The organism is Pedococcus sp. P2_F6 (assembly GCF_056403675.1).
The window spans coordinates 61,619-75,687 of the sequence record NZ_JBFUEZ010000002.1; the positions used below are offsets into that span (position 1 = coordinate 61,619).

At 66.3% G+C, this 14,069-nt stretch carries 26 protein-coding genes; all 26 read right to left on the bottom strand.

The genetic code is table 11. The features are described 5' to 3' along the window. Positions 1-43: 43 nt before the first annotated feature. Entirely contained in the window at positions 44-1,078 is a 1,035-nt protein-coding gene (locus tag AC1DWP_RS05660) for a DNA-directed RNA polymerase subunit alpha (protein ID WP_477613497.1), read from the bottom strand. Between the two features lie 142 nt (positions 1,079-1,220). Next, on the bottom strand, positions 1,221-1,829 hold the full coding sequence (gene rpsD, locus AC1DWP_RS05665; protein ID WP_477613498.1) for a 30S ribosomal protein S4: 609 nt from the start codon (positions 1,827-1,829) through the stop codon (positions 1,221-1,223). 35 nt (positions 1,830-1,864) lie between these two features. Then, positions 1,865-2,269, bottom strand: coding sequence for a 30S ribosomal protein S11 (rpsK, locus tag AC1DWP_RS05670; protein WP_057378146.1), 405 nt, complete (start codon positions 2,267-2,269; stop codon positions 1,865-1,867). Continuing rightward, positions 2,269-2,646: a 30S ribosomal protein S13 gene (rpsM, locus tag AC1DWP_RS05675; protein ID WP_477613499.1), complete on the bottom strand. Its 378-nt coding sequence runs from the start codon at positions 2,644-2,646 to the stop codon at positions 2,269-2,271. The genes rpsK and rpsM overlap by 1 nt, the downstream gene beginning before the upstream one ends. A 238-nt stretch (positions 2,647-2,884) precedes the next feature. After that, a complete protein-coding gene (rpmJ, locus tag AC1DWP_RS05680) occupies positions 2,885-2,998 on the bottom strand; it encodes a 50S ribosomal protein L36 (RefSeq protein WP_010148647.1) in 114 nt (37 codons plus the stop codon). A gap of 68 nt (positions 2,999-3,066) precedes the next feature. Beyond that, entirely contained in the window at positions 3,067-3,288 is a 222-nt protein-coding gene (gene infA, locus AC1DWP_RS05685; protein WP_006946284.1) for a translation initiation factor IF-1, read from the bottom strand. Between the two features lie 141 nt (positions 3,289-3,429). Further along, entirely contained in the window at positions 3,430-4,272 is an 843-nt protein-coding gene (gene map / locus AC1DWP_RS05690; protein WP_477613500.1) for a type I methionyl aminopeptidase, read from the bottom strand. Then, positions 4,272-4,847 (bottom strand): adenylate kinase, encoded by a 576-nt coding sequence (locus tag AC1DWP_RS05695; RefSeq protein WP_477613501.1) that lies wholly within the window; start codon positions 4,845-4,847, stop codon positions 4,272-4,274. The genes map and AC1DWP_RS05695 overlap by 1 nt, the downstream gene beginning before the upstream one ends. Further along, a complete protein-coding gene (gene secY / locus AC1DWP_RS05700; RefSeq protein WP_477613502.1) occupies positions 4,847-6,160 on the bottom strand; it encodes a preprotein translocase subunit SecY in 1,314 nt (437 codons plus the stop codon). The genes AC1DWP_RS05695 and secY overlap by 1 nt, the downstream gene beginning before the upstream one ends. A 160-nt stretch (positions 6,161-6,320) precedes the next feature. Continuing rightward, positions 6,321-6,806 (bottom strand): 50S ribosomal protein L15, encoded by a 486-nt coding sequence (gene rplO, locus AC1DWP_RS05705; RefSeq protein ID WP_477613503.1) that lies wholly within the window; start codon positions 6,804-6,806, stop codon positions 6,321-6,323. Positions 6,807-6,808: 2 nt separating this feature from the next. Further along, a complete protein-coding gene (gene rpmD / locus AC1DWP_RS05710; RefSeq protein WP_056924254.1) occupies positions 6,809-6,991 on the bottom strand; it encodes a 50S ribosomal protein L30 in 183 nt (60 codons plus the stop codon). After that, a complete protein-coding gene (rpsE, locus tag AC1DWP_RS05715; protein ID WP_477613504.1) occupies positions 6,988-7,644 on the bottom strand; it encodes a 30S ribosomal protein S5 in 657 nt (218 codons plus the stop codon). The genes rpmD and rpsE overlap by 4 nt, the downstream gene beginning before the upstream one ends. Before the next feature lie 40 nt (positions 7,645-7,684). After that, positions 7,685-8,059 (bottom strand): 50S ribosomal protein L18, encoded by a 375-nt coding sequence (rplR, locus tag AC1DWP_RS05720; protein WP_477613505.1) that lies wholly within the window; start codon positions 8,057-8,059, stop codon positions 7,685-7,687. 3 nt (positions 8,060-8,062) lie between these two features. Further along, positions 8,063-8,599, bottom strand: coding sequence for a 50S ribosomal protein L6 (gene rplF, locus AC1DWP_RS05725; RefSeq protein WP_477613506.1), 537 nt, complete (start codon positions 8,597-8,599; stop codon positions 8,063-8,065). Between the two features lie 11 nt (positions 8,600-8,610). Then, a complete protein-coding gene (gene rpsH, locus AC1DWP_RS05730) occupies positions 8,611-9,009 on the bottom strand; it encodes a 30S ribosomal protein S8 (RefSeq protein ID WP_477613507.1) in 399 nt (132 codons plus the stop codon). Positions 9,010-9,087: 78 nt separating this feature from the next. Further along, the gene (locus tag AC1DWP_RS05735; RefSeq protein WP_035902511.1) at positions 9,088-9,273 is read right to left on the bottom strand and encodes a type Z 30S ribosomal protein S14; all 186 of its coding nucleotides are present in this window, start codon (positions 9,271-9,273) and stop codon (positions 9,088-9,090) included. 1 nt (position 9,274) lies between these two features. Next, the gene (gene rplE, locus AC1DWP_RS05740; RefSeq protein WP_477613508.1) at positions 9,275-9,865 is read right to left on the bottom strand and encodes a 50S ribosomal protein L5; all 591 of its coding nucleotides are present in this window, start codon (positions 9,863-9,865) and stop codon (positions 9,275-9,277) included. Positions 9,866-9,870: 5 nt separating this feature from the next. Further along, complete coding sequence (gene rplX / locus AC1DWP_RS05745; protein WP_477613509.1) at positions 9,871-10,230, bottom strand: 50S ribosomal protein L24; 360 nt, start codon at positions 10,228-10,230, stop codon at positions 9,871-9,873. Between the two features lie 3 nt (positions 10,231-10,233). Continuing rightward, the gene (gene rplN / locus AC1DWP_RS05750; protein ID WP_056923992.1) at positions 10,234-10,602 is read right to left on the bottom strand and encodes a 50S ribosomal protein L14; all 369 of its coding nucleotides are present in this window, start codon (positions 10,600-10,602) and stop codon (positions 10,234-10,236) included. Positions 10,603-10,743: 141 nt separating this feature from the next. Next, complete coding sequence (gene rpsQ / locus AC1DWP_RS05755) at positions 10,744-11,034, bottom strand: 30S ribosomal protein S17 (protein ID WP_477613510.1); 291 nt, start codon at positions 11,032-11,034, stop codon at positions 10,744-10,746. Beyond that, a complete protein-coding gene (gene rpmC, locus AC1DWP_RS05760; protein WP_477613511.1) occupies positions 11,031-11,285 on the bottom strand; it encodes a 50S ribosomal protein L29 in 255 nt (84 codons plus the stop codon). The genes rpsQ and rpmC overlap by 4 nt, the downstream gene beginning before the upstream one ends. Continuing rightward, on the bottom strand, positions 11,285-11,704 hold the full coding sequence (rplP, locus tag AC1DWP_RS05765) for a 50S ribosomal protein L16 (RefSeq protein ID WP_477613512.1): 420 nt from the start codon (positions 11,702-11,704) through the stop codon (positions 11,285-11,287). Before rplP ends, rpmC begins: the two co-directional genes overlap by 1 nt. A 1-nt stretch (position 11,705) precedes the next feature. Further along, positions 11,706-12,527, bottom strand: a complete 822-nt coding sequence (gene rpsC, locus AC1DWP_RS05770; RefSeq protein ID WP_477613513.1) for a 30S ribosomal protein S3 — start codon at positions 12,525-12,527, stop codon at positions 11,706-11,708. Beyond that, positions 12,527-12,895 (bottom strand): 50S ribosomal protein L22, encoded by a 369-nt coding sequence (gene rplV, locus AC1DWP_RS05775; protein WP_477613901.1) that lies wholly within the window; start codon positions 12,893-12,895, stop codon positions 12,527-12,529. The genes rpsC and rplV overlap by 1 nt, the downstream gene beginning before the upstream one ends. Before the next feature lie 32 nt (positions 12,896-12,927). Next, entirely contained in the window at positions 12,928-13,209 is a 282-nt protein-coding gene (rpsS, locus tag AC1DWP_RS05780; RefSeq protein ID WP_056923996.1) for a 30S ribosomal protein S19, read from the bottom strand. Between the two features lie 18 nt (positions 13,210-13,227). Beyond that, a complete protein-coding gene (gene rplB, locus AC1DWP_RS05785; RefSeq protein WP_056923997.1) occupies positions 13,228-14,064 on the bottom strand; it encodes a 50S ribosomal protein L2 in 837 nt (278 codons plus the stop codon). Between the last annotated feature and the right edge of the window lie 5 nt (positions 14,065-14,069).

Genomic DNA, 14,069 nt, shown 5'->3' on the forward strand with positions numbered 1-14,069 from the left:
CGAGGGGCGGATGGTCTCCCGCCCGCCCCTCAGCGGCGGTTGGTCAGAGCTGCTCGTCTTCGGCCAGCGAACGGCCGTCGTCAGCGAAGTCGTCGTCGTAGTCGCCGTAGTTGTCAGCGATCGCGCTCGGGTCGAACCCGGGCGGGCTGTCCTTGAGCGCCAGACCCATGCCGACGAGCTTGGCCTTGACCTCGTCGATCGACTTCGCACCGAAGTTGCGGATGTCGAGCAGGTCCGCCTCGCTGCGACCCACGAGCTCACCCACGGTGTGGATGCCCTCACGCTTGAGGCAGTTGTAGGACCGGACGGTGAGGTCGAGGTCCTCGATCGGCAGCGCGAGGTCGGCGGCCAGGGCGGCGTCGGTCGGGGACGGGCCCATGTCGATGCCCTCGGCCTCGACGTTGAGCTCACGGGCCAGCCCGAACAGCTCGACCAGGGTCTTGCCGGCCGAAGCCATGGCGTCACGCGGGGCCATCGAGTTCTTGGTCTCGACGTCGACGATGAGCTTGTCGAAGTCGGTGCGCTGCTCGACACGGGTGGCCTCGACCTTGTAGGTCACGGCCAGTACGGGCGAGTAGATGGAGTCGACCGGGATGCGGCCGATCTCCTGGTCACCGGACTTGTTCTGGTTGGCCGAGACGTAGCCGCGACCGCGCTCGACGGTCAGCTCCATCTCGATCTTGCCCTTGCCGTTGAGCGTGGCGATGTGCAGGTCGGGGTTGTGCACCTCGACCCCGGCCGGCGGCGCGATGTCCGCGGCGGTGACGGCGCCCGCACCCTGCTTGCGCAGGTACATGACGACCGGCTCGTCGTGCTCCGAGGAGACGACCAGGCCCTTGATGTTGAGGATGATCTCGGTGACGTCTTCCTTGACCCCGGGGATCGTGGAGAACTCGTGCAGCACGCCGTCGATGCGGATGCTGGTCACGGCTGCGCCGGGGATGCTCGACAGGAGCGTGCGGCGCATGGAGTTGCCGAGCGTGTAGCCGAAGCCGGGCTCGAGGGGCTCGATGACGAAGCGGCTGCGGTTGTCTGCAACCACGTCTTCGCTGAGGGATGGGCGCTGTGCAATGAGCACGGGTATTTCCTTCCTCGTCGGCGACCGCTATATGACGCCGATGATGTGCCGGTCCGACCGGCTGCCGTGGTTGCCTCTGTCTGCGACCACAGCCGAAGGCGAGGTATGCCGCGTGGTCGCCCACGCGGCATACCCCATGCCGTCAGTTCTTGGAGTAGAGCTCGACGATCAGCTGCTCGGTGAGGATCGTGTCGATCTGCGCACGCTCCGGGAGCTGGTGGATCATGATCTGCAGCGTGCCCGGGACGACCTGGAGCCAGGCCGGGGTGGGGCGCTCACCGAACGTCTGGCGAGCCAGCTCGATCGGGAAGGTGTTCACGGACTGCTTGCGAACGGTGATGATGTCGTACTGCTCGACGCGGTAGGACGGAACGTCCACGCGCACGCCGTTGACCTCGAAGTGACCGTGCGTGACGAGCTGGCGAGCCGCACGACGGGTGCGGGCCAGGCCGGCGCGGTAGACCACGTTGTCCAGGCGGGACTCGAGGATCTGCAGCAGGGTCTCACCGGTCTTACCAGAACGCCGTGAGGCCTCCTTGTAGTAACCGCGGAACTGCTTCTCCATGACGCCGTAGGTGAAGCGAGCCTTCTGCTTCTCCTGCAGCTGGGTGAGGTACTCCTTCTCCTGCATCCGGCGACGGCCGTGCTGGCCGGGCGGGAAGGGACGGAGCTCGAAGTTCTTGTCGCCGCCGACGAGGTCGACCTTGAGGCGACGCGACTTCTTGGTGATGGGGCCGGTGTAACGAGCCATGAGTTTTCTCTATCTCCCTGTTCTTTACCGACGGCTCAGACGCGGCGGCGCTTGGGCGGGCGGACACCGTTGTGCGGCGAGGGGGTGACGTCGCTGATCGCACCGACCTCGAGGCCGGTCGCGGTCAGGGAGCGGATGGCGGTCTCGCGGCCAGAACCCGGACCCTTGACGAAGACATCGACCTTGCGCATGCCGTGCTCCATCGCGCGGCGGGCGGCAGCCTCGGCGGCCATCTGCGCAGCGAACGGGGTGGACTTGCGCGAACCCTTGAAGCCGACCTGGCCGGCGGAGGCCCAGGCAATGACGGCGCCGGTGGGGTCCGTGATCGAGATGATGGTGTTGTTGAAGGTGCTCTTGATGTGAGCGTGCCCGTGGGCGATGTTCTTCTTTTCCTTGCGGCGCACCTTCTTGGCGCCGGCAGTGCGAGCCTTGGGAGGCATTACTTACCAACCTTCTTCTTGCCGGCGACGGTGCGCTTGGGGCCCTTGCGGGTGCGCGCGTTGGTCTTGGTGCGCTGTCCACGCACGGGCAGGCCGCGGCGGTGGCGGATGCCCTCGTAGGAACCGATCTCGACCTTGCGGCGGATGTCGGCGGCGATCTCGCGACGGAGGTCACCCTCGATCTTGACGTTCGCCTCGAGGAAGTCACGGAGCTGGACCAGCTCGGTGTCGGTCAGGTCGCGGACGCGGGTGTTCGGGTTGACACCCGTGGCAGCCAGCGCCTGCTGGGAGCGGGTACGACCCACTCCGAAGATGTAGGTGAGAGCGATCTCGACGCGCTTCTCGCGTGGGAGATCAACACCAACAAGACGTGCCATCTTGTGTGTTTCCTTTGTTTCACCGGAGGTCTGGAGCAGTACCGTTCCGGGCTTGGTCCCGAAGCTTTCCTCGGGGCACCGGTCCCCGGCCTCCGGGCCGGGGGTGACGTCCTGGGCTGCGTCGACGACGCTGCCTCCAGGGGCCGGGTACTGCGGTCAATTCACTTGTCTGCGCTTCTCGAAGAGATGCGAGTCGTGCTGGGGCGAGACCCGTTTCGGGGCCTCGCGGTACTTCTGGTCAGCCCTGGCGCTGCTTGTGGCGCAGGTTCTCGCAGATCACCATGACCCGGCCGTGACGGCGGATCACCTTGCACTTGTCGCAGATCTTCTTGACGCTCGGCTGAACCTTCATAGCCTCTGCTTCGCCTCGATCTGGCACTGCCGGTCCGGATGGTCCAGCAGGTCTAACGGGTGGTGCGTCTAGCGGTAGCGGAAGACGATCCGGCCACGGGTCAGGTCGTACGGGCTGAGCTCCACCACCACGCGGTCCTCGGGGAGGATCCGGATGTAGTGCTGGCGCATCTTGCCCGAGATGTGAGCGAGAACCTTGTGACCGTTCGTGAGCTCGACCCGGAACATCGCGTTCGGGAGAGCCTCGACGATCGTGCCCTCGATCTCGATGACACCGTCCTTCTTGGCCATATCCTCCACAATCTGTTGCGTGGTACCCCCTGCTGGGGCGCGCACACGAATACGGCGCGCGAGGTCGCGCACCGACAGACGAGTCTACGCCAGGACGCGCTGAGCACGAAATCGTGCTCCGGACCGCCGCCCGCAGGAGGGTCAGCCCAGGGGTGCGTATGCCGCGCCCGCGGCTTCCAGCCGCTCTTTGCCACCGTCGAGGGCGGTGAGCACCCACAGCCCGTCGTCGGTGACCGCCACGGTGTTCTCCCAGTGCGCGGCACGGGAGGAGTCGGTGGTCACGACCGTCCAGTCGTCCTTGAGCACCCGGGTCTCGGCGGACCCGAGCGTCACCATCGGCTCGATCGCCACCGTCACCCCCGAGCGCACCGTGGGGCCCTTGTCGCGGACGCGGTAGTTCGGCACCTGCGGGTCCATGTGCATCTCGGTGCCGATGCCGTGGCCGACGTACTCCTCGACGATCCCGTAGTCGTGGCCGTCGCGCTCGCCCGAGGCGACGATGCTGTCCTCGACACCGGCACCCACGGCATACAGCGACTCCCCCACGGACAGCGCGGCGATGCCGGCCCACATGGAGTCCTCGGTGGCGTCGATGAGCGCGAGGTCCTCGGGACGCCCGGCGTCGCGGCCTCCCACGATCACGGAGATGGCCGCGTCACCGTGCCAGCCGTCCACGATGGCGCCGCAGTCGATGGAGATGAGGTCACCCTCGGCCAGCACCCGCGACCCGGGGATCCCGTGCACCACCTCGTCGTTGACCGACGTGCAGAGCGAGCCGGTGAAGCCGTGGTAGCCGAGGAACGACGGGGTCGCCCCACACCCGCGGATGTGCTCCTCCGCGAGCTCGTCGAGCTGCTTGGTCGTCATCCCCGGACGGACCGTCTGGGCCATCAGCTGCAGGGTCTGACCGACCACCAGGCCAGCCTTGCGCATCCGCAGGATCTGGTCTGGGGTCTTGGTCTCGATGCGGGACCGGCCGAACATCAGGATCGAGCAACCCCTTCGAGGGCGTCGGAGATGCGGGTGAAGACGTCGTCGACCGAACCCATCCCGTCGACCTGCACAAGCAGGCCACGAGCGGCGTAGACGTCGGTGAGCGGAGCGGTCTCGCGACGGTAGATCGCCTGCCGTTCGCGGATGACCTCTTCGGTGTCGTCCTCGCGACCCTCGATCTGGGCCCGCTTCAGCAGTCGCTGGACCACGGCCTCGTCGTCGACGGTCAGCTCGAGGACGGCCTCGAGCGCGTGGCCGTGCTCGGCCAGGATCGCGTCGAGGGTCTCGACCTGCGCCGCGGTGCGCGGGAAGCCGTCGAGCAGGAAGCCCTGCTCCGCGTCATCCTCGAAGAGCCGGTCGCGGACGACGGCGTTGGTGATCTCGTCGGTGACGTAGCCACCGGACGCGAGCACCTCCTTGACCTGGACGCCCAGCGGAGTCTCGTTCTTGATGTTGGCGCGGAAGATGTCACCCGTGGAGATCGCGGGGATGCCCAGGCTCGCGGCGATCTTGGCGGCCTGGGTGCCCTTACCGGCACCCGGTGGGCCGAGGATGATGAGGCGCATCAGCGGAGGAACCCTTCGTAATGGCGCTGCTGCAGCTGCGACTCGATCTGCTTCACCGTCTCGAGGCCGACGCCGACGATGATGAGGATGGAGGTGCCACCGAACGGGAAGTTCTGGTTGGCCCCGACGAGTACCAGTGCGATGAGCGGGATCAGCGAGACGAGGCCGAGGTAGATGGCCCCTGGAACCGTGATGCGGGTGAGCACGTAGTCGAGGTACTCGGCCGTGGGTCGCCCGGCGCGGATACCTGGGATGAAGCCGCCGTAGCGCTTCATGTTGTCAGCCACCTCGACCGGGTTGAACGTGATCGACACGTAGAAGAACGTGAAGAACAAGATCAGCACGATGTAGGCGAGCATGTAGATCGGGTGGTCGCCCCGCACGAGGTGCTGGTCGATCCAGGTCACCCAGCCGGCTTGGTCACCGGTGGTCGACCGGTTGAACTGTGCCAGCAAAGAGGGCAGGGCGAGCAGGGACGAGGCGAAGATCACGGGGATGACGCCGGCCATGTTGACCTTGAGCGGGATGTAGGTCGAGGTGCCGCCGTACATCTGGCGGCCGACCTGGCGCTTGGCGTACTGCACGGGGATGCGCCGCTGGCTCTGCTCGACGAACACGACCAGCGCGATGATCAGGAACCCCAGCAGGATGACGCCGATGAAGATGTCCCAGCGGCCGTCCTTCTGCTGGATCGCCCACAGCGAGGACGGGAACGAGCTGGCGATCGAGGTGAAGATCAGCAGCGACATGCCGTTGCCGATGCCCTTGTCGGTGACCAGCTCGCCGAGCCACATGACGACGCCGGTGCCGGCGGTCAGGGTGAGCACCATGATGACCAGGGTCACGATCGACTCGTCGGGCAGGATGCTCGTGCAGTTCGGGCCGAACAGTGCCGAGGGGTTCTGGGCGAACGTGATGAGCGTCGAGGACTGCAGGACCGCCAGGCCGATCGTCAGGTAGCGCGTGTACTGCGTCATCTTCGTCTGGCCCTGCTGGCCCTCCTTCTTGAGGGCCTCGAACCGCGGGATGACCACGGTGAGGAGCTGCACGATGATGCTCGCCGTGATGTACGGCATGATCCCGAGCGCGAAGATCGACAGCTGCAGGAGCGCGCCGCCACTGAACAGGTTGGCGAGGCCGAGCACACCGGTGGTCGAGTCCGCACCCTTGATGCAGGCCTGGACGGCCTTGTAGCTCACGCCGGGAACCGGCACGTGCGAGCCGAGCCGGAAGATGATGACGATCGCGAGGGTGAACAGCAGCTTCCTGCGCAGGTCCGGCGTCTTGAACGCACGGGTGAAGGCGGTGAGCACAGGTCCTCCTGGTGACGCGGGCCGGTTCGGCCTCGCGATGATGACGGTCAGGCAATCCTAGGAAGGCTACCCCGAGACTTTGGGCGGGACAGCAAACGGGGTATGCCGCGTGCTCACCTTGAGCGGTGAGCCCGCGGCATACCCTGTCGTCGTTGCGTGGTCAGGCGGAGGTGACCGAGCCGCCGGCGGCTTCGATCTTCTCCTTGGCGGTCGCCGAGAACTTGTCAGCGGTCACGTTGACCTTGACGGTGATCTCGCCGGTGCCGAGCACCTTGACCGGGGAGTTGTCGCGGACCGCACCCTTGGCCACGAGGTCGGCGATGGTCACATCGCCACCCTCGGGGAAGAGGGCGGACAGCTTGTCCAGGTTCACGACCTGGAACTCCACGCGGAACGGGTTCTTGAAGCCACGCAGCTTCGGGAGACGCATGTGCAGCGGCATGGCGCCACCTTCGAAGCGCTCCGGAACCTGGTAGCGGGCCTTGGTGCCCTTGGTGCCACGACCGGCGGTCTTGCCCTTGGAGCCCTCACCGCGACCCACACGGGTCTTCGCGGTCTTGGCGCCGGGGGCCGGACGCAGGTGGTGCACCTTGAGGGTCGTGCCCTCGGGCGCGGCAGCGGCCTTGACGGCCTTCTTCTCTGCCATGGTCAGTCAACCTCCTCGACGGCAACGAGGTGCGTCACCGTCTTGACCATCCCGCGGATCTCGGGACGGTCCTCCTTGACGACGACGTCGCCAATGCGCTTCAGACCGAGGCTGCGCAGCGTGTCACGCTGGTTCTGCTTGCCACCGATCTCGGAACGGGTCTGGGTCACCTTGAGACGCATCAGGCACCTGCCTTGGCGGCTTCGCGGCCAGCAGCCTGGGCGCGCAGCATCGCGGCCGGGGCCACGCGGTCGACCGGGAGGCCGCGGCGGGCAGCCACTTCCTCCGGACGCTCGAGACCCCGCAGGGCCGCGACCGTCGCGTGGACGACGTTGATGGCGTTGTCGGAGCCGAGCGACTTGCTCAGCACGTCGTGGATGCCGGCGCACTCGAGCACCGCACGCACCGGACCACCGGCGATGACACCGGTACCGGGGGCGGCGGGACGGAGCATGACGACACCGGCAGCGGCCTCACCCTGCACGGGGTGCGGGATGGTGCCCTGGATGCGGGGGACCTTGAAGAACTCCTTCTTGGCCTCCTCGACACCCTTGGCGATCGCCGCGGGAACTTCCTTGGCCTTGCCGTAGCCGACGCCGACGGTGCCGTCGCCGTCGCCCACGACCACGAGGGCGGTGAAGCTGAAGCGACGTCCACCCTTGACGACCTTGGACACGCGGTTGATGGTCACGACGCGCTCGACGTAGGCGCTCTTCTCGGCCTGGTCACGGCCGCCGTCACGACGGTTGTCGCGGCCACCGCGGCGGTCGCCGCGCTCACCACGAGCTGCGTCGCCGCCAGCAGCGGCACCAGTGCCTCGACGCTGGGGTCCGGGCATCAGATGTTCCTCATCTCAATAACAGTTGCGGTCACGGTGCTCACAGGGCCAGTCCACCCTCGCGGGCGCCCTCGGCGATGGCAGCGACGCGGCCGTGGTACTTGTTGCCACCACGGTCGAAGACGACAGCCTCGACACCGGCGCTCTTGGCGCGCTCGGCGAGCAGCTCGCCCACCTTGCGGGCCTTGGCGGTCTTGTCACCCTCGAACGAACGCAGGTCCGCCTCCATGGTGGAGGCCGACGCCACGGTCTTGCCGAGGGTGTCGTCGACGATCTGCACGAAGACGTGGCGCGAGGACCGCGACACGACCAGGCGCGGACGAACCGTCGTGCCGGTCACCTTCTTGCGCAGGCGCAGGTGGCGACGTCCGCGTGCAGCGGACTTGCCCTTGGCGCGCTTGACGATCATTGCCATGGCTTACTTACCGGCCTTTCCGACCTTGCGACGGATGTGCTCGCCCGCATAGCGAACGCCCTTGCCCTTGTACGGGTCGGGCTTGCGCAGCTTGCGGATGTTTGCAGCAACCTCGCCAACGAGCTGCTTGTCGATGCCCTGGACCGCGAAGCGGGTCGGGTTCTCGACGGCGAAGGAGATGCCCTCAGGGGCCTTGACGGTGATCGAGTGGCTGTAGCCCAGCGCGAACTCGAGGTCCCCGCCCTTGTTGGCCACGCGGTAACCCGTGCCGTGGATCTCCATCTTCTTCTCATAGCCCTCGGTCACACCGAGCACCATGTTGTTGATGAGCGACCGGGTCAGGCCGTGCAGGGCACGCGACTGGCGCTCGTCGTTGGGGCGCTTGACCTCGAGGTCCGCGTCACCCTTCTCGACGGTGATCGGCTCGGCCACGACGTGGCTGAGCTCGCCCTTGGGGCCCTTCACCTTGACGGACTGGCCGTCGATGGTGACCTCGACACCGCTCGGGATGGAGACCGGGAGTCGTCCGATACGCGACATGTCGAATCCCCTTACCAGACGTAGGCGAGGACTTCCCCGCCCACACCCTTGGCTTTGGCCTGGCGGTCCGTGAGGAGACCAGACGAGGTGGAAAGGATGGCCACACCGAGACCGCCGAGAACCTTGGGCAGGTTCGTCGACTTGGCGTAGACGCGCAGACCGGGCTTGGAGACACGGCGCACGCCAGCGATGGACCGCTCGCGGTTGGGGCCGTACTTGAGCTCGATGGTCAGCGTCTTGCCGACCTCGGCGTCCTCGACCTTCCAGGCGGCGATGTAGCCCTCCGCCTGGAGGATCTCGGCAATGTGGGACTTCAGCTTGGAAAACGGCATGGAGACATCGTCGTGGTGCGCCGAGTTGGCGTTCCTGACGCGGGTCAACATGTCCGCAATCGGGTCAGTCATGGTCATGGGCTTCTCCGGCCCTCTCTCACCGTGGTTTCACTGCGGATGCAGCGACCTGCGATGTAAGGATGAAATCGGTGGGTATTACCAGGAGCTCTTGGTGACGCCGGGCAGCTCGCCGCGGTGAGCCATCTCGCGAAGGCAGATGCGGCACAGCCCGAACTTGCGGTAGACCGAGTGCGGTCGGCCGCAGCGCTGACAACGGGTGTAGCCGCGCACCTTGAACTTCGGCTTCTTGTTGGCCTTGTTGACCAGGGCGGTCTTCGCCATGTCAGTTCTCCTTGAAGGGGAAGCCGAGCGCCTTGAGCAGTGCGCGGCCCTCGTCGTCATTGGTGGCGGTGGTCACCACGGTGATGTCCATGCCACGCACGCGGTCGATCCGGTCCTGGTCGATCTCGTGGAACATCGACTGCTCGGTGAGACCGAAGGTGTAGTTGCCGTTGCCGTCGAACTGCTTGGGCGACAGGCCGCGGAAGTCACGGATACGGGGCAGGGCCACCGACACGAGACGGTCGAGGAACTCCCACATCCGGTCGCCGCGCAGCGTGGTGTGCGCACCGATCGGCATGCCCTCGCGCAGCTTGAACTGCGCGATGGACTTGCGGGCCTTGGTCACCAGCGGCTTCTGGCCGGTGATGGCGGACAAGTCCCTGATCGCGCCCTCGATGAGCTTGGCGTCCTTGGCGGCGTCACCAACACCCATGTTGACGACGACCTTGACCACGCCGGGCACCTGCATGACGTTCTCGTAGCCGAACTGCGTGAACAGCCCGCCCTTGATCTCGTCCGCGTAGCGCTGCTTGAGGCGCGGCGTGACCGCTGCGGAAACTTCGGTCTGAGGCTTGGTTTCTGTTTCGGTCATGTCTCTCACAGGTCCTTGCCCGAGCGCACCGCGACACGGGTGCGGACGGTCTTGGTGCGGCCGCCACGCTCGACGGTCTCGACGCGGGTCTTGATCCGGGTCGCGAGCTTCTTGTCATCGGGGTCCACGACGGCCACGTTGCTCACGTGGATCGCGGCTTCCTGGACGACCAGGCCACCGGTACGGGTACCGCGGGCGGACTGACCGGCCTTGGTGTGGCGGGTCACCCGGTTGACGCCCTCGACGAGCACGCGCTCGGTCTCGGGGTACACGGCGATGACCTTGCCGATGCTGTTGCGATCCTTGCCGGTGAGCACCTTGACGGTGTCACCCTTCTTGATCTTCATCTTCTTCTTGTCAGCCATGGGTCAGAGCACCTCCGGCGCCAACGAGATGATCTTCATGAACTTCTTCTCACGCAGCTCGCGGCCCACCGGGCCGAAGATGCGGGTGCCACGGGGGTCCCCGTCGGCCTTGAGGATGACGGCGGCGTTCTCGTCGAACTTGATGTACGACCCGTCGCCGCGACGGCGCTCCTTGGTGGTGCGCACGATGACGGCCTTGACGACGTCGCCCTTCTTGACGTTGCCGCCGGGAATGGCGTCCTTGACGGCGGCGACGATGACGTCACCGATGCCGGCGTAACGACGACCCGAGCCACCGAGAACACGGATGCAAAGGATTTCCTTGGCACCAGTGTTGTCGGCGACGCGCAGTCGCGACTCCTGCTGGATCACTGTCTAACTCCTGTCGTCGAGCTGGTTCTCACGCACGGTGAGCCTTGCCGAACTGTGGGGGGCTTGTTGTCCGTGCCCCCGCGGCATACCTGGCGTTGTTTCTCCGGTATGCCGCGTGGGCGGCGGATGCTGAGGTTGGTACTACTTGGCCTTCTCGAGGATCTCCACCACGCGCCAGCGCTTGGTGGCCGAGAGCGGACGGGTCTCCATGATCGAGACGCGGTCACCGATACCGGCGGCGTTGTCCTCGTCGTGGGCCTTGACCTTGCTCGAGCGTCGCAGGACCTTGCCGTAGAGAGCGTGCTTGACGCGGTCCTCGACCTCGACCACGACGGTCTTGTCCATCTTGTCGCTCACCACGTAGCCCTGACGGGTCTTGCGGTAGTTGCGGTCTTGCGCCGTCACTGCCTCATCCTTCACGTCCTTGGTCATGCCGACTCCTCCTTGGCTTCGACACTCGGGCTCTGCCCGATGCCGAGCTCGCGCTCACGCAGCTCGGTGTAGATGCGGGCGATGTCCTTGCGGACGGCGCGCAGGCGGCCGTGGTTGTCCAGCTGGCCGGTGGCCGACTGGAACCGGAGGTTGAACAGCTCCTCCTTGGCCTTGCGGAGCTCGTCCACAAGGTGGTCGTCGTCGAGACCACGAAGGTTCTCGGACACCAGGTCCTTGGATCCGACTGCCATCAGATGTCACCACCCTCACGCCGAACGAAGCGGCACTTCATGGGGAGCTTGTGCATCGCCAGACGCATGGCTTCACGGGCGACCTCTTCGGACACACCGTTCACCTCGAACATCACGCGACCAGGCTTGACGTTGGCGATCCACCACTCGGGGGAGCCCTTACCGGAACCCATGCGGGTCTCAGCAGGCTTCTTGGTCAGCGGGCGGTCGGGGTAGATGTTGATCCACACCTTTCCGCCACGCTTCATGTAACGCGTCATCGCAATACGAGCGGACTCGATCTGACGGTTGGTGACGTAGGCGGGCTCGAGGGCCTGGATGCCATAGTCGCCGAACGCGATCTTGGTGCCACCCTTGGCAGCGCCCGAACGACCCGGGTGGTGCTGCTTGCGGTGCTTGACTCGACGAGGAATCAACATGTCAGGACTGCTCTCCCTCAGTGCTGGCTGCGGCTGCGGTCGCCTCAGCGGCGGGAGCCTCAGCAGCGGTCTCGGTGGCGGCCTCCGGACGCTCGCGACGAGCGCGGGCCGGACGGTCTGCGCCGTCACGACGCGGGCCACGGCTCGGACGCGGCGCAGCAGCCTGCTGCTGAGCCAGCTCGCGAGCGGTGACGTCGCCCTTGTAGATCCACACCTTGACGCCGATGCGACCGAACGTGGTGCGGGCCTCGTAGAAGCCGTAGTCGATCTGCGCACGCAGGGTGTGCAGCGGAACGCGACCCTCGCGGTAGAACTCGGTGCGAGACATCTCGGCGCCGCCGAGGCGACCGGAGACCTGGACACGGATGCCCTTGGCGCCGGCGCGGGTGGCGGACTGCATGCCCTTGCGCATCGCACGACGGAACGACACACGAGCAGAGAGCTGCTCGGCGATGCCCTGCGCGACGAGCTGGCTGTCCACCTCGGGGTTCTTGACCTCGAGGATGTTCAGCTGGACCTGCTTGCCGGTGAGCTTCTCGAGCTCGCCACGGATGCGGTCGGCCTCGGCGCCACGACGACCGATGACGATGCCGGGACGCGCGGTGTGGATGTCCACACGGACGCGGTCACGGGTGCGCTCGATCTCGACGCGGGAGATGCCGGCCCGCTCCATGCCCTCGGACATGAGCTTGCGGATGGCGACGTCTTCCTTGACGTAGTCGCGGTACCGCTGACCCTCCTTGGTGGAGTCAGCGAACCAGCGGCTCTTGTGCTCGGTGGTGATACCGAGGCGGAAGCCGTGCGGGTTGACCTTCTGACCCATTAGCGGGTGCCTCCCTTGGTGGTCTTCGGCGTGACGACCACGGTGATGTGGCTGGTCCGCTTGTTGATGCGTGCCGCGCGGCCCTGGGCCCGCGGGCGGAACCGCTTCATGGTCGGACCCTCGTCGACGAACGCCTCGCTGATGACCAGGTTGGTCTCGTCGAAGGCCTCAGAGGCCTTGTCCGCCTTGACCCGGAGGTTGGCGATGGCGCTCTCGAGCACCTTCTGCACCGGGTCGGAGGCGTACTGCGGCGCGAACCGGAGCACAGCGATGGCCTCAGTGGCCTGCTTGCCGCGGATCAGGTCCACCATGCGGCGGGCCTTCTGGGGCGTGACGCGGACGTGCCGCGCACTCGCCTTGGCTTCCATCACGTTGTCCTTGTTCTCGGTCGGGGCAGCCATCAGCGACGACGCCCCTTCTTGTCGTCCTTCACGTGACCCTTGAACGTGCGGGTCGGTGCGAACTCACCGAGCTTGTGGCCGACCATCGACTCGGTGACGAACACCGGGACGTGCTTGCGACCGTCGTGCACGGCGAGGGTGTGACCCAGCATGTCGGGGCTCACGACCGACCGACGCGACCAGGTCTTGATGACGTTCTTGGTGCCCGCTTCGTTCTGGACGTCGACCTTCTTCTGAAGGTGGCCGTCGATGAAAGGGCCCTTCTTCAAGCTACGAGGCATGGTTTCTCAGGCTCCTTCTCAGCGCTTCTTGCCAGTACGACGGCGGCGAACGATCATCTTGTCGCTCGGCTTGCCGGGGCGGCGGGTGCGGCCCTCGGCCTGACCCCACGGGCTGACGGGGTGACGACCACCGGACGTCTTACCCTCACCACCACCGTGCGGGTGGTCGACCGGGTTCATGGCGACACCACGGACGGTCGGGCGCTTGCCCTTCCACCTCATGCGGCCGGCCTTGCCCCAGTTGATGTTGGACTGCTCGGCGTTGCCGACCTCGCCGACCGTGGCGCGGCAGCGCAGGTCGACGTTGCGGATCTCACCGGACGGCATACGCAGCTGGGCGTAGGGACCGTCCTTGGCGACGAGCTGCACGCGCACACCAGCGGAGCGGGCGATCTTCGCACCGCCACCGGGCTTGAGCTCGACGGCGTGGATGACCGTACCGGTCGGGATGTTGCGCAGCGGCAGGCTGTTGCCGGGCTTGATGTCGGCCGAGGGGCCGTTCTCGATGTTGGCGCCCTGCTCCAGGCCCTTGGGGGCCAGGATGTAGCGCTTCTCACCGTCGGCGTAGTGCAGCAGCGCGATGCGCGCCGTGCGGTTGGGGTCGTACTCGATGTGAGCGACCTTGGCCGGCACGCCGTCCTTGTCATGGCGACGGAAGTCGATGACGCGGTAGGCGCGCTTGTGTCCACCACCGATGTGACGGGTGGTGATGCGGCCGTTGCTGTTGCGTCCACCGGACTTCGTCAGGGGGCGCACCAGCGACTTCTCAGGCGTGGAGCGCGTGACCTCGACGAAGTCGGCGACGCTGGAGCCTCGGCGGCCAGGCGTGGTCGGCTTGTACTTACGGATACCCATGTTTC

Bases quoted from the DNA above. Each gene is read 5' to 3' on its own strand.
- rplE (WP_477613508.1), bottom strand. From the start codon at position 9,865: ATGACCGAAACAGAAACCAAGCCTCAGACCGAAGTTTCCGCAGCGGTC.
- rpmC (WP_477613511.1), bottom strand. From the start codon at position 11,285: ATGGCAGTCGGATCCAAGGACCTGGTGTCCGAGAACCTTCGTGGTCTC.
- rplX (WP_477613509.1), bottom strand. From the start codon at position 10,230: ATGGCTGACAAGAAGAAGATGAAGATCAAGAAGGGTGACACCGTCAAG.
- rpsH (WP_477613507.1), bottom strand. From the start codon at position 9,009: ATGACCATGACTGACCCGATTGCGGACATGTTGACCCGCGTCAGGAAC.
- AC1DWP_RS05735 (WP_035902511.1), bottom strand. From the start codon at position 9,273: ATGGCGAAGACCGCCCTGGTCAACAAGGCCAACAAGAAGCCGAAGTTC.
- map (WP_477613500.1), bottom strand. From the start codon at position 4,272: ATGTTCGGCCGGTCCCGCATCGAGACCAAGACCCCAGACCAGATCCTG.
- rplB (WP_056923997.1), bottom strand. From the start codon at position 14,064: ATGGGTATCCGTAAGTACAAGCCGACCACGCCTGGCCGCCGAGGCTCC.
- rpsS (WP_056923996.1), bottom strand. From the start codon at position 13,209: ATGCCTCGTAGCTTGAAGAAGGGCCCTTTCATCGACGGCCACCTTCAG.
- rplF (WP_477613506.1), bottom strand. From the start codon at position 8,599: ATGTCGCGTATCGGACGACTCCCGGTCTCCATCCCGAGCGGTGTCGAG.
- rplV (WP_477613901.1), bottom strand. From the start codon at position 12,895: ATGGAAGCCAAGGCGAGTGCGCGGCACGTCCGCGTCACGCCCCAGAAG.
- rpsE (WP_477613504.1), bottom strand. From the start codon at position 7,644: ATGCCCGGACCCCAGCGTCGAGGCACTGGTGCCGCTGCTGGCGGCGAC.
- rplP (WP_477613512.1), bottom strand. From the start codon at position 11,704: ATGTTGATTCCTCGTCGAGTCAAGCACCGCAAGCAGCACCACCCGGGT.
- rpsD (WP_477613498.1), bottom strand. From the start codon at position 1,829: ATGGCTCGTTACACCGGCCCCATCACCAAGAAGTCGCGTCGCCTCAAG.
- rpsM (WP_477613499.1), bottom strand. From the start codon at position 2,646: ATGGCACGTCTTGTTGGTGTTGATCTCCCACGCGAGAAGCGCGTCGAG.
- rpsK (WP_057378146.1), bottom strand. From the start codon at position 2,269: ATGCCTCCCAAGGCTCGCACTGCCGGCGCCAAGAAGGTGCGCCGCAAG.
- rpsQ (WP_477613510.1), bottom strand. From the start codon at position 11,034: ATGACCAAGGACGTGAAGGATGAGGCAGTGACGGCGCAAGACCGCAAC.
- rpsC (WP_477613513.1), bottom strand. From the start codon at position 12,527: ATGGGTCAGAAGGTCAACCCGCACGGCTTCCGCCTCGGTATCACCACC.
- infA (WP_006946284.1), bottom strand. From the start codon at position 3,288: ATGGCCAAGAAGGACGGTGTCATCGAGATCGAGGGCACGATCGTCGAG.
- rplO (WP_477613503.1), bottom strand. From the start codon at position 6,806: ATGGCAGAGAAGAAGGCCGTCAAGGCCGCTGCCGCGCCCGAGGGCACG.
- rpmJ (WP_010148647.1), bottom strand. From the start codon at position 2,998: ATGAAGGTTCAGCCGAGCGTCAAGAAGATCTGCGACAAGTGCAAGGTG.
- AC1DWP_RS05695 (WP_477613501.1), bottom strand. From the start codon at position 4,847: ATGCGCCTCATCATCCTCGGCCCACCGGGTGCCGGTAAGGGCACCCAG.
- rplR (WP_477613505.1), bottom strand. From the start codon at position 8,059: ATGGCAATGATCGTCAAGCGCGCCAAGGGCAAGTCCGCTGCACGCGGA.